Genomic DNA, 13,535 nt, shown 5'->3' with positions numbered 1-13,535 from the left:
TTCTCTTGTAGGTTGCAGCAATGTTCATTTGGAGAGCATTGATGAGGGACATCGACGGCCAGATCCTATTTTCCGCCTCGGACCTAATGCGGTTCATGGGCTGTCCCCATGCGACGGCACTGGACTTGGCTTATATGCGGGGCAATGGTCCCGAGCCGCGTGAGGACAGCGAAGATGCCGAGCTTTTGCAGAAACAGGGTGATGCGCATGAGGCGGCACATCTGCAAGGGCTGAAGGCAGCCGGCAAGGCCGTAGCAGAGATCGACTGCGGTGACCTGGCCCGCGATGCAGCCGCCACCCGCGCGGTGTTGACCGATGGGGCGGACGTGGTGTTCCAGGCGGCATTCCACTCGGGCAACTGGGGTGGCTGGTCCGATTTTCTGGAGCGGGTCGAGAAACCCTCCGCATTGGGACCGTTCAGCTATGAGGTTACCGACACCAAATTGAAACGTCGGCCACATCCCAAACATGTGCTGCAGTTGGTCCTGTACTCGGACCTCCTTACCGAGATTCAGGGCGTGGCACCCGAATTTGCCCATGTCGAACTAGGTGACGGCACCCGCGCGACCCTGCGATTGTCCGAGTACGCCGCCTATGCCCGCATGGCGCGGGCACGGCTTGAAGGCTTCGTCGCCGATCCGAAGCCGACGCGACCGGTCCCCACTGCAGATTGCAGCCTCTGCCGCTGGGCAGATCACTGCGAAAGCATCTGGGCCGCCGAGGACAGCCTGTTCAATGTGGCGAATATCGCCAAGGGGCAGGTGAAGAAGCTCGAGGCCGCCGGCATCCGGACGATGGAAGCCTTGGCCGGCCTCGACCATCCAATCCGCAGCATGGCGGAAAACACCCGCAACCGGCTCGTCATCCAGGCCCGGCTGCAACATGCCCGCAAGACAGGAGCGCCGAGTTTCGAGCTGCGTGCGCCGGAACCCGGCAAAGGCTTCGACCTGCTGCCCGAGCCGCAGCCGGGTGACATCTTCTACGACATAGAGGGCGACCCCCATTACGAGGGCGGCCTCGAATACTTGCATGGGGTCTGGTGCGACGGTCAGTTCCGTGCCTTCTGGGGACATGATCATGCGGCCGAGACGAAGGCGCTGGCCGAATTGCTGGAGTTCTTCCGCGCGCGCCTGGCAGAGTATCCTGCGGCGCACATCTATCACTACGCCGCCTATGAAATCACCGCATTGCGGCGGCTGACCACGAAATACGGGATCGGCGAGGCGTTCCTCGACCGCCTTCTGCGCGAACGCCGCTTCGTCGATCTGTTCGCCGTTGTACGCGGGTCGCTGATCGGATCGGAGGCAAACTATTCCATCAAGTCGATGGAGGCCTTCTACGGCCGCAAGCGCGAGGGAGAAGTCAAGACTGCGGGCGGATCCGTCGTCGCTTACGAGCGCTGGCGCGAAACGGGCGACCAGCAGATCCTCGACGAGATCGAGGATTATAACCGCATCGACTGCATCTCGACTGAGGAGTTGCGTAATTGGCTGGTGGGAATCCGGCCCGCAGCGCCTTGGCCGCAACTTGCCGCTGATGCGGGCACCAAGGAAGTTGAAGAGGACGCCGACACGCAGGCTCTGCGGGCGGCGCTGGCCGCCTCGAGTTTGCCAGAGGATCGGCAAGAGATGCTGTTCAATCTCGGCCTGTTCCACAAGCGCGAGGTCAAGCCCGCGCAGTGGGCGGTGTTCGACAGCGCGGCCAAGGATGAAGATGACCTGATCGACGACCTGGACGCGCTAGCGGGGCTCAAGGCGATCGGCCCTGTGGAACCGGTCAAGCGCTCCTTCGCGCGAAGCTATCGGTTTCCGCCGCAGGAGACGAAACTGCGGGGTGGAAAGAAGGCTACGGTGCCGGTCTTCAACGGGCCGCCTGCCACGGTCAGCATCGAGGAACTGGACCGGAGCGCGCGGCAGATAACGGTCAAGGCGGGGCCGGGCAAGGATCATCTACTAACCGACCGGCTGACACTGCACCCGGATTGGCCGCTGGACACGGCCGTGATTGCGAGCGCTTTGCGCGATGTGATCGCCGACCAATGCGGTCCGCGCGCCTACCGGGCTGTCGATGACCTCCTGTCCCGCGCGGGCCCGCGACTGACCACCGGCCCTAGCGCCGACTTGCTCGGTGGCGCCGATCTGGTCGCGGGCACGATTGCGGCGGTGGCGGCCATGGACGGTACGGTTCTGCCGATCCAGGGACCGCCGGGAACGGGCAAGACCTATGTCACCGCGCGAGCAATCCTGTCCCTCGTTCGGCGCGGCGCGCGCGTTGGCGTCACCTCGAATAGCCATGAGGCCATTCGCAATGTGTTGATGGGCTGCCTCAGCGCCCCTGAGGATGAGGACCTGCCAGTCACGCTGGATCTGGTGCACAAGATCGGCCAGGGCGAGGACATTTACACGGACGGCTGCAGCGTGCGCCGCACAACCGACAATGCCGAGGCCGAAGCCGGCGCGCATATTGTGGGGGGAACCGCATGGTTCTTTGCCCGAGATGCGAATGTAGAGTCCTTCGACTGGCTGTTCGTAGACGAAGCAGGGCAAGTTGGCCTTGCCAACATGGTTGCCATGGGCCGGTGCGCGCGCAACATCGTGCTTGTTGGCGACCCTCGCCAGTTGCCGCAGGTGATTCAAGGGGCGCATCCGCGCCCGGCAAACCTCTCCTGTCTCGACTGGCTGCTGGGGGATCACGCCACCGTGCCGCCGGACCGCGGCATCTTCCTGCCCGTTTCACGCCGCATGCATCCCGAGGTCTGCCGCTTTATTTCGGAGCAGGTCTACGAGGGGCGCCTGGCAAGCCACCCCGACACTGCTCGCCAGGCCATGACCGGCACGACCTTCCCGCAAGCCGGCGCCTTCTGGGTGCCGGTCGCGCATGAGGGTAACGCTCAGGCCTCGCCCGAGGAGGTGGAGGCTATTCGCTTCGCCGCGGCGGAATTGATGCGCGGTCATTGGACCGACAAGGACGGCACGCCCCGTCCGATCCGTCCCTCCGACATCATTGTCGTGGCGCCTTACAACGCGCAGGTCAATGCTCTGCGCGAGGCGCTGCCGGAGGCGATCCGCGTCGGCACCGTCGACAAGTTCCAAGGCCAGGAGGCGCCGGTCTGCCTTGTGTCGATGACAGCCTCATCGGCCGAGGAAACCTCGCGGGGCATGGAGTTCCTGTTCTCACTCAACCGTATCAACGTGGCGGTCTCGCGCGCCAAAGGGCTGGCGCTGGTCTTCGGCGCGCCGCGTCTGCGCGAGGCAAAGTGCGACACGGTCGAACAGATGCGGCTGGTGAATACGCTGTGTTCGCTGCCGATCTGGCAGGGCACGATCCGAGGCCACAGCCAGCAGGCTGCCAAGGGAGGTTCCGATGCCAGACGATCCTGAGAACATACCCTCCCTCGTGCCCGGGCACCTCGCACCGTGGGCGAAGATCATCAATAGAGGCTGGCCGATAGGGGCCGGGCCGATGCCCAGTGCTGCCGAGGTCAAGCAGGCTCTGGAACTTGGCGCGAACGCGGGAACCAAGGTTGGACTTGCTTGGACCATGTATTGCCGGCGTCCTGAGGGTGCAACTCAGATGGAAGTCACGGCTGTTTGTGGAGGACCTCAGCGAAATGCTGCTACCGAAGCGTACCGAAAGGGAAAAGTCGCGTTTAAATCCCGGAAGCGAGCAGACGGAACCTTGGCCTTCTTCTTAGGTCCTCCTGGCAGTAATCCTGGAGCGCCAGGAGCGAAACCCGTCGCGAAGGAGATTATGCTCGACCCGGCCGCAGTGACCCGCTGGATCGAACGCCTTCGCCTGTTCTTTCCCGGTCTCGACCGGTTCGACAAACCCGACCCAAACTTCGATGCCGGGGAACGCGACTACAAGCTGGAGGTCGCTACGGAGTTGCGCTCGGCGCTTGCCAGAGCCGGCACCGAACAGCAGTGCGTAGATGCGATCCACTCGGCTCTGGTTAAGAGTAACCTTCTGCCGTGGCGGGCCTACTGGCCAATGTCGCCCAAGGGCGATGCCAATCGGGAGAAGCTCTGGCCTGCGCTTTCAGATCTCGCCCGCACGGCGCTCGGCGCACCCGAGGACCACGCCGCGGCGCTTGAAGCCTTTGTCGCCGCATGGATGGATGCTGTACCAAAGGGTTCGACCGACGCGGCCCGACAGATCGCCGAGTTCTTGTTTTTGCACATTGCTCCGGATGAAGGCGTCTACATCCGTCATACCGTCCGACAGGACCTTTGGCTTGAGGCGGTCGGGAGCAAGTTTCCTGCTCACGTGTCCATGGCTGAAACGTACGCCGAAGAACAACGGTTCATGCGAGCGGTGCGGCAAGCGTTTGACGAACGCGGCCTTGCACCGCGTGACATGATAGATGTTCAGAGTGCGCTCTGGGTAGTCCACAGCTACAAGGAGGAGGATGACAGGGCTCCAACGCCTTCGCTTACTCGCAAGGCAATTGAGGCCGCGATGGATGCCTATGACGCGTATCGTAAATCCGGCGAGCACAGTGAAGTATTCGACGGCTTTGGCGAGCCACGCGACTATTGGGTTCGCTCGACACGACAGCGGCAAGAGCGGGTCTATCCGACCAAACCCCTCATCGGCTTTGTGCGCGGCAAGTCCGAGTTGAACGGTGGATGGGGGCAGCCAAAAGACGCTGCCGCCCAGCTCCACAATTCTGGCTTCATAATTGTCGACAGCGACGACACGCCCGTCGCGCCACCTGAGCAGTATGATCACTTGATCCGTGACGCGGACCGGATTCGACTCTGCGCCTTGAACTACTACATCGAACCAGCCCGTGAGAGCGGTGCGCGAGAAGTTTCGGTCCGAGCAGGGAACTTGGCAAAAGACATGGACCTCCAGAACGCATTTCCCGCCATCTGCAGCGCTTTAGGCGGCGGGAAGCTACAGCAGCTCGCCAACGTCCCGACGCCCACCCATACCGAGCCAAATCCTAGCAGCTCCACAGTTTTCACGTATCAGCTTGTCACGGAAGAAGGGCATCAAGGCATGACATCAGAACCATCGGTCAAAATGCCCTCAGCCACCAATCTGATCCTCTATGGCCCGCCAGGAACCGGCAAAACCTATGCAACAGCTTGGGAAGCCGTGCGGCTTTGTATCGGAAATGATGCGGCGGTCCCGCTACGAGATGACCGTGACGCGCTGATGTCAGAATACCGACGTCTCGCCGGTGAGGGTCGAATTGAGTTCGTGACCTTCCACCAGTCGTTCTCGTACGAAGATTTCGTTGAGGGTCTCCGCCCAACGACCGAGACTGAGCTGGCCGACGACGATCAGGGCGACACCGTGGCTTCGGGCGGTTTCAGCCTCAAGGCGCACGGCGGCGTCTTCAAGGTGATCAGCGAAAGAGCCCGGCTCGACACCGGAAATGCCGCCGCTAAGAGGCTCGATCGTTCGCGGCCCATTTATAAAATCGCCCTAGGGCAGCGCGGGAGCCAGGAAGACCGGATACGTGAGGGCCTTGACCAGTCGCTGATCCATATCGGTTGGGGAGATGACATTGATTGGTCCGACGATCGGTTCGATGACTTCGAAGAGATCAGAAAAGAGTGGAATGCGAAGAAGGATCCCAAGGCCTCCGGCAAGGATCCCAATATCGAGATGACCTTCGCGTTCAGGTCGGGTCTTCAGATCGGCGATTATGTCGTTATTTCGGATGGTAGAGACAGCTACCGTGCCTTCGGGAGGGTGACGGGTGAGTATGAGTTCGACCCGACTGCGAGCTTCCACCCTCACAGGCGAAGCGTCGAATGGATTTGGCGCGATGACAACGGAGCAGAACGGGCCGCTTTCTATCCCAAGAATTTCAGGCGGCAGTCAGCATACCAACTGGATCCCAACCTAGTTGATTGGGATGCGCTGGAAACCGTTGTTGTTGATCCGAATGCGCAGCGCCCGGTTGAAGGTGCGAGGCCACATGTCCTAATCATCGATGAGATCAACCGGGCAAATATCTCCAAGGTCTTCGGCGAGTTGATCACTCTGCTCGAGGTCGACAAGCGTCTAGGATGCGAAAATGAAGTAAGGGTTCGGCTTCCTTACTCTGGGGCAAGCTTTGGCGTCCCGTCGAACCTTCATGTTATCGGCACTATGAACACGGCCGACCGCTCAATTGCGCTGCTCGACACCGCGCTTCGCCGCCGGTTTGCCTTTCGTGAATTGATGCCAGACGTCACAGAACTTCGGAAGGCGATGGGTGCTAGAAAGTTGGACGTGGAAAACCTCGACGGTGTCAATCTGAGCAAGCTGCTTACCACGATTAACGAGCGGATCGAGTATCTGTTCGATCGCGAACATCAGATCGGCCATGCCTATTTTACCGGATGCCGTAATCGGGCAGATTTGGACGAAGTGATGCGCCACAAGGTCATCCCGCTGCTGGCAGAGTACTTTTATGAGGACTGGTCGAAGGTCGCGGCGGTGCTTGGCGATGGACCCGGGACGGCGAAAGCACACTTTCTTGAAGCAAAGAAGCTGTCGCCACCGGCCGGGTTTGCTGACGATGAACTCGGCGGCGAAAAGCTGCGCTGGAGTGTGAAGGCGGAGTTCGATTTTTCGGAGTTCTCACCCTGATGCAATCCTACACGGTCCGCGAATGGGACAAACTCGTCTACGGTGATGGCGACGGACAGATCCACGAGCACTTCGCGGATCGGCTCGCAGCTTTGGCGCAACGCTCACCTTTTTCTGGCAGAGGAGGCAGCGGCGTACTCGAACACGGTCGCCACAGCTTGCGCGCGCGGGGCGTCGTTGGGATCTTGGCCGCGAGGGGCTGCAGTCTGGAGATCCTGCCAAAAATCGACGTCGCGCCCGGCGAGAGCGTCAATCATCAGAATGCGGCGATCCGGAAACGTCTGATCCACATGCTGGCCGTGGCGCTCAATTTGAAGGTCGATCTCGGATCGGTAACGGACTTGGCGTGGCAGCGAGAAACGTTGCTCGAAATCCTGATCCGCATCTTCTGCGACAAGCTGACCGAGGCGGTCCGGAAAGGAATACCTCGCCGCTATAATGAGCAGGAAGACGATCTGCGCGCCTTGCGCGGCGGGCTTGATGTTGCACGCCAGTTCACTCGTCACGCAGTCAATCCTTCCCGTCTTGCATGCCGTTTTCATGAGCTCTCGGAGGACACGGCATTAAATCGGATCATGAAGGCCGCCGTTGCGCATCTGTCTCGAACGTCCAGGAGCTCTGCAAATCAGCAACGGCTGCGCGAACTGGCTTTCGTCTATGCCGACATCGCGGAAACTCCGCCCACTGCATTGAGATGGAATGACGTGGTGATCGACCGTACCAATCGCCGGTGGCAGGAGTTGTTAGGCATGGCACGGCTTTTCCTGCAGGGCCGCTACCAGACGACGACGGGCGGCGCAGGTCAGGGCACCGCACTACTTTTTGAGATGAACACATTGTTCGAGGAATATGTCGGCCGCCTGATTTCCCGGGCTTTGGCCGGGACGGATCTTTCCGTGTCCTTGCAAGGCGGACGTCTTTTCTGTCTGTCCGCGGAAACGACTGAGCGAGGCCTCTTCCAGACAAAGCCAGACATCCTCATCCGTCGCGCAGACATTGTCACCCATGTAATTGACACGAAATGGAAGCGGATCTCACCCCGGATCGATGATCCGAAACAAGGGGTCTCACAAGCCGACGTCTACCAGATGATGGCGTACGCACACCTCTACCGCGCGCCACGCCTTACGCTTCTATATCCGCATCATCCGGGGCTCGGCTGCGAAGAGTTCGTTCATGCTCGACACCGGATAACTGGCCGTGAAACCATCCTCGAGACCGCAAGCATCGATGTGGCGAACGGCGAAAATGTACTTACTAGGCTCCGACGGCTGCTCATCGGCGACGAGGCCGTGGTTGACGCTATGGGGTAGCCGATTGGCAGGCAACTGCCGTCAATCTACCATCCGAATTGATATCCCCTCCCACGGCGTCAGTCCTCCGAGAAGAAATCTTCATCGAGACGTTTGAACTCCAGCACCCGGCTAGATAATGTATCAACGGGAACACGGCGTGGAGTTGCGGCGCGCCGCGCAGGTGAGGGTAAGGGCGGTCCTTCGAACCTTAAGCGACGGGACGTGGGGCTTTAGGACGTCTACGGTTTCCGTAAGACCGTTCGCCTCGGGGCCGGCCCAACACCGACTTTGTTGGGTTAGCAGGTCGCCGCAGTGCTTCCGCGGTCGCCACGTCCATTCTGTGCGCTGCGCGGTTCATCGCGTGAAGGGCATTTCGGAACCGCTCGACTGTTTGGGGCTAGCCCGAGTCGCTGGACTCTGTCAGCAAAGTCCCAAGAGCCGCCGGTTTCGCCCCCGACCTAGCCGGCCATCGGCAGGCGGATCTCACGCTCAACCTCTATGCGCAGCTTCACGAGCGACATCAAATGGGAATTCGCGTGCACCCGCCTCTGTGGGCAGCTCTGTCTGCAATGGCTAGGGGAGGACTGCAGAGAGCCTGTATTCCGCGACGCCCATCGGCTTTGTTGAATCTCGAAGAGCATATTCGACAATCACCTCATTCTTGCCTTTGCACAACGCTCGGGTCGAAGCGGTTGGTGGCTGGAACCACTTGAACTTTCAATCCTGGCAAATGCGCGCATCGCTGACGCTTTTCGGTCGTGCGAACTTGTTTAACCTAAGATTGAAAAAAGTCTTCGGACCGGTATGGTTACGCGGTCGCTCGAATCGAGCTCATGCCGCCCGAGGTTTTCAGTGCCAGCCGACTCATACGAAGTTACTCAGGCCATCGTAAGAAGCCCACGGCTTCAGAAGGTGGGAGGAAAAGACGGGATCGCAGGCGAATTTTTCGTTCCTGCCTATCAACGAGGTTACCGCTGGGGGGAGCACGAAGTTGAAGCTCTGCTGAGCGACATTTACGCTGACGGCAGCCGCGCGCCGACCGACAACTACTGCCTGCAGCCCGTAGTGGTGAAACGACGTGCTGGCGAAAGAGCCTACGAGCTGATCGACGGCCAGCAACGCCTCACGACGCTTTATCTGATCTACCGCTATCTCAACACCGAAGTCGGGGTGGAGTGCGGTCACCGGTTTTCCCTCATGTACGAAACGCGGCCTGCCAGTCAGGAGTATCTGCGGCGTCTCGATGCGGAGCGCATGAACGACAACATCGATTTCTACCATATGCACGAAGCCTTCGAGTGCGTCAGGAGTTGGTTCGCGGAGACGGCGGCTCGCCTGGGTACGCCTTCTAAACTCATAGCGTTCAAGGTCCTAGATTATCTCGAAAACTTGGTTTACGTCATCTGGTACGAACCCGATAACATCGATGCTACCACTCTCTTCATACGCCTGAACGTCGGACGTATTCCCCTTACCAATGCAGAACTGGTTAAGGCGCTGCTGCTTTCGAAGGATCTTGACGCCCACAATTTTCAGCGGCGTGTAGAAATCGGGTCGCAATGGGACGCTATCGAACAGGACCTTCAGCAGCCGGAGTTCTGGGCTTTTCTTAGCAATAGCGATGGTGCGGACTATCCGACTCGTATCGAACTCCTGTTCGATCTCATGGCGAAACGCCGGCCAGATGAAAAAGACCGCTTCTTTACGTTCCTGCATTTCAAGAACGCATTGGACGGGCGAGCCAAGGCGAGTTCGTCGAGCGTGTGGGCGGCGATCGTCCAGTGCTACCAAGTCCTTCGAGAATGGTACGAGGACCGCGATCTCTATCACAAGCTGGGCTATCTGATAACGACCGGGACTTCCCTGCGCCAGCTGCTGGATCTTTCGGAATTGGAGAAGACGAAGTCGGCCTTCGGCCGCGCCGTCGATCAGTTGATAACCCGTTCGATCGGGCTGACCCCGGCAGGCATGATGGAGCTGAACTATGAAACCGGTTCCCGGAAATGCGAGAACGTGCTGCTCCTGTTCAACGTCGAGACCGTAAGGCGGCTCAAGCATTCGACCGAGCGATATCCTTTCCACGCCCATAAGAGCGAGAAGTGGTCTCTGGAACACATTCACGCTCAGAATGCCGAATTGCTGACTACCGCCGAGGAATGGCGTCATTGGCTAGTGGATGGCAAGGCGGCGCTGGAGAAGGTGCGCCTTGACGAACTGGTTCTGGATTCCGAAAGAAAAGACGCAATCTCGGAAGTGGAGAAAGCTCTGTCCACTCAACTAACCGAAAGCAGGTTCACGAGGCTTTCGCGAAGGGTGACCGCTCTGCTCAGCCCGGAGGGTGATGACGACTCGATTCACGGAATCGCCAACCTCGCTCTTCTTTCCAGATCTATCAACAGCAGTCTCGGCAACCGAGCATTCGCCGTGAAAAGATTGAAAGTTGTCGATCATGACCGCAAGGGCGCGTTCATACCCATCTGCACAAGGCAGGTTTTTCTGAAGTATTACGTCGACGCGGGAAGCGAACAAATGCACTTGTGGAGCCGGGACGATCGGCAAAGTTACCTGGAGGCATTGATCTCGCAGGATCGGGGCGTAGGACGGTATCTGATTGGTGCACAATGACCAAAACCTCGTTCCGCAATATGCTTCGTTCTTCGGATATCGCGACGATCGAAATCCCTATAATCCAGCGAGACTTCGCTCAGGGGCGGCAGAACATTGAGGTCAAGCGGATACGACGATCCTTCCTTGATGTCCTCAAGCGGGCGCTGACGGGTGATGAAGAAATCAGCTTGGACTTCGTGTACGGAGACACCAAGGATGGTCGCTTCATTCCGCTCGACGGGCAACAGCGGCTGACGTCGCTGTACCTGCTGCATTGGTATTTGGCAGTCCGCTGTCGTGTTTCCGATGAAGAGCGGGATTTCATCAAGCGATTTACCTATCACACACGCTTTTCGTCACGCGACTTTTGCGCGAAGCTCGGAACGATCAGCCCCGTACTAAACGACCGGCCGATCTCTGAATGGCTTCGGGACCAGCATTGGTTCGCCGGTTCGTGGAGCAAGGATCCCACGATTCAGTCCATGCTGGTGGTACTCGACGACATCCAGGCAATGTTCGCCGAAGTCGGTGACGAAGCCTGCCGTGTCGCATGGAACCGCCTGACGTCCGAGGCCAGCCCCAGCATCACTTTCGAAATCCTCTCGCTCGAAGAGATGGGACTTACCGACGAGCTCTACATCAAAATGAACTCGCGCGGGAAGCCGCTCACGGAATTCGAGCACTTCAAGGCGCAATTTGAGCAGGTCCTGAAAGAGTTCGAGGAAGCGTTACCTGCGACTGGCGAGCAAAGCGGCCGCTATGCGGAATTCACGAGGAAGATCGATCAGGACTGGGCGGATCTAATCTGGCCTTTTCGAGGGGCGAACGACAATGCCGACGAAGAGTTCCTGCGCCTTTTCAGGTTCATAACCGACATCACGATTTGGCGTCATGGCCTTGATGCTCGTCCCGCGGACGAGGATCTGGAGGCCACTGCCAAGGCGATCTACGGAGGTCCCGAAACGGAAGTCGCGCTTGCTGCCCAAAATTGCCTGTTCTCGGTGCTGGACGGCCTCCATGCGGTGTTCGCTTCCGCAACGACGATGGCGGATATCGATAAGTGGTTTCGATCGCTGTTCGCGAACGACGAACACAGGGCGGGCAGCGTTACCATCTTCGGCGACGTCAATCTGCTCGACGATTGCTGCAGAAGCTACGGGCTAAGCCAAGGGCGCAACCGCGCCTTCAGCTTGCCGAGAACTCTCCTGCTTCATGCGGTCATTGAGTACATCGTCGCCGATTCCAGCCCTTCGCGGGACGAAATAAACGTGAGGATGCGTTGCCTACGGAACGTAATCTTCGCGTCCCAAAACGAAATCCGCGTCGAGATTTTCCGCGCACTTCTGGACGAAGTCTCGGCCTACATCGTCAGCGGAGATCTGGCGGCGCTCAAGAGCTTCAACCGAGCACAGGTCGAGGAAGAAGTCGCAAAAGCGTCCTTCCTGTCGGCGAGTCGATCGGTCGAACTTGGCGAGGCGATGTACCGGCTCGAGGATCACGATCTTCTTCGCGGCAACCTCGCAATGTTCGACTTGAATGTAGATGAGCGGGTGTTCATTCGACGCGCCCGCGCGTTCGACGCTCTTTTCGCGGGAAAAACGTCGTACGAGGAGATATCGCAAGCGCTTCTGGCGTGCGGTGACTACTCGCAGAAGATCGCTGGCGACCGTTTTCAATTTGGAAGTCCATCGCTTCCGAGTGTCTGGCGCGACCTCTTCGTCGCGCGGAGCAGACAGCGGGTCGATAACACCAAGGCCGCGCTGACGAAGCTGTTAGATGCAGTTCACGACGAAGGCCTCGCTGACATCGAAGCGGCCCTTCGCAAGATCTCGGAAGGTTATCTGCGGGAGGTTATGGCTTCGAAGAAATACGACTGGCGATACTACATGACGAAATACCCGGCCATGCGCTCGGGGAAGAGCGGCATCTTCATTTCGTCGCGCTACGAGATGGGCTTCGACCTCTGCATGATGGAGCAAACCCGGCTGAGCAGTTACTACTCCGACCCTTATGTCCGCGCGGTGCTAGAACTGGCCGGAGTGCCGCAAGACAAATACTTTTTAGTCTGGCATTACGGTTATGCCGGATACGAAGCCGATCGTCGCTGGAGTCTTTACTTATCCAACAATCGGCCCTTCATGCGGGTTACACAAGAGGGCTTCCACATCAAATCCGGCCGTAAGTCTAGGATTCAAGCGATCTTGGACGACCACCGCGCTGACGGCGATGGAAGGCTGAATGTTCCTCAATCCACCATCGCTGGCACCGTGTTCGACAGAAAGGACCGCATCGCGATGGCGGCCGACCTAGTAAGAGAGATAATCAAAGGCGAAGACTAAGGCAGTACTATGGAACTCGAAGGACGATGATGGAACTTCTTCCGAGGGCACCAAAACGAGTTCACAGGATCGACTGCAGTTACCACTCCTCGTGGCCGAAGCGTTGGGCGAGGCCCTAAGTTCCGGCTTGGTCAGCTTGGCTGCCGGATACCGTACAGCGCGGGTGCGATGCTTGCCGGTGAATAGGAGTTCACCAGTTCACCAATCTGGGGCGGCTAAGTAAATTATCTCAGCCTAACGGCCGCGTTATAAGAGGTTCAATTCAATAGGTTGGGATATTTTCGTCGGAGGGTTTCGGTTCGATTCCCATCAAGACCAGGGATAGGAGTCGACACCCGAACTGGGCGACATGTTCGCCGGTGTCATTTGGCACTTGAAAGGGTTCATCCTCAATTTCTGTGATTCAGCGGCAGCTTTCTCGCCCTCATCAGTGCTGGGCCGGCGCGACCGTACATTGCACGCTTCAGCATCTTGAGGCGGTTGATCTGCCCTTCGGCTTGACCGTTGCTCCACGGGAGTTCGATTGCATTTTTGACGGCATCAATATCCCGGCGCAAAACGCTGGCGAAACGCATGTTGCCGTGAGCTCGGTGTCGATGGCATCGTCGATCCATTCATCCAGCGCGTCCGGGCTCCTGCTGCGCAAGATGCCGTTGAAGCGCATGGCCAAGCCACGCATTATGGCGAACGCTCGAGAGCCCTG

Annotated in this window: 5 protein-coding genes and 1 pseudogene; 5 read left to right on the top strand and 1 reads right to left on the bottom strand. The window is 58.8% G+C overall.

Annotation, left to right across the window (positions count from 1 at the left end):
- Positions 1-41: 41 nt before the first annotated feature.
- The 5 genes from AC0C6X_RS26610 to AC0C6X_RS26590 all read left to right on the top strand — a co-directional run bounded on the left by AC0C6X_RS26610 (position 42) and on the right by AC0C6X_RS26590 (position 12,832).
- Positions 42-3,380 carry a TM0106 family RecB-like putative nuclease gene (locus AC0C6X_RS26610; protein WP_472956071.1) on the top strand — a complete coding sequence of 1,113 codons (3,339 nt, stop codon included), beginning with the start codon at positions 42-44 and terminating at the stop codon, positions 3,378-3,380.
- A gap of 370 nt (positions 3,381-3,750) precedes the next feature.
- The gene (locus AC0C6X_RS26605) at positions 3,751-6,591 is read left to right on the top strand and encodes an AAA family ATPase (RefSeq protein WP_472956069.1); all 2,841 of its coding nucleotides are present in this window, start codon (positions 3,751-3,753) and stop codon (positions 6,589-6,591) included.
- Positions 6,591-7,904 (top strand): McrC family protein, encoded by a 1,314-nt coding sequence (locus AC0C6X_RS26600; RefSeq protein ID WP_472956067.1) that lies wholly within the window; start codon positions 6,591-6,593, stop codon positions 7,902-7,904. Before AC0C6X_RS26605 ends, AC0C6X_RS26600 begins: the two co-directional genes overlap by 1 nt.
- An 894-nt stretch (positions 7,905-8,798) precedes the next feature.
- Positions 8,799-10,511, top strand: a complete 1,713-nt coding sequence (locus tag AC0C6X_RS26595; RefSeq protein WP_472956066.1) for a DUF262 domain-containing protein — start codon at positions 8,799-8,801, stop codon at positions 10,509-10,511.
- Positions 10,508-12,832, top strand: coding sequence for a DUF262 domain-containing protein (locus AC0C6X_RS26590; protein ID WP_472956064.1), 2,325 nt, complete (start codon positions 10,508-10,510; stop codon positions 12,830-12,832). The genes AC0C6X_RS26595 and AC0C6X_RS26590 overlap by 4 nt, the downstream gene beginning before the upstream one ends.
- A gap of 389 nt (positions 12,833-13,221) precedes the next feature.
- On the opposite strand, the pseudogene AC0C6X_RS26585 reads toward AC0C6X_RS26590, so the two are convergent.
- A pseudogene (locus AC0C6X_RS26585) lies at positions 13,222-13,535 on the bottom strand (transposase); the annotation flags it as partial.

The sequence above is a fragment of the Ensifer sp. VA4 genome (assembly GCF_055710065.1).
Note: the sequence above shows the minus strand (reverse complement) of the source record. Positions and strands in the feature narration are given on the sequence as shown.

What these genes read in the sequence shown, in the direction of transcription:
- AC0C6X_RS26610 (WP_472956071.1), top strand. Translation starts at nt 42, where the DNA reads ATGAGGGACATCGACGGCCAGATCCTATTTTCCGCCTCGGACCTAATG.
- AC0C6X_RS26605 (WP_472956069.1), top strand. Translation starts at nt 3,751, where the DNA reads ATGCTCGACCCGGCCGCAGTGACCCGCTGGATCGAACGCCTTCGCCTG.
- AC0C6X_RS26600 (WP_472956067.1), top strand. Translation starts at nt 6,591, where the DNA reads ATGCAATCCTACACGGTCCGCGAATGGGACAAACTCGTCTACGGTGAT.
- AC0C6X_RS26590 (WP_472956064.1), top strand. Translation starts at nt 10,508, where the DNA reads ATGACCAAAACCTCGTTCCGCAATATGCTTCGTTCTTCGGATATCGCG.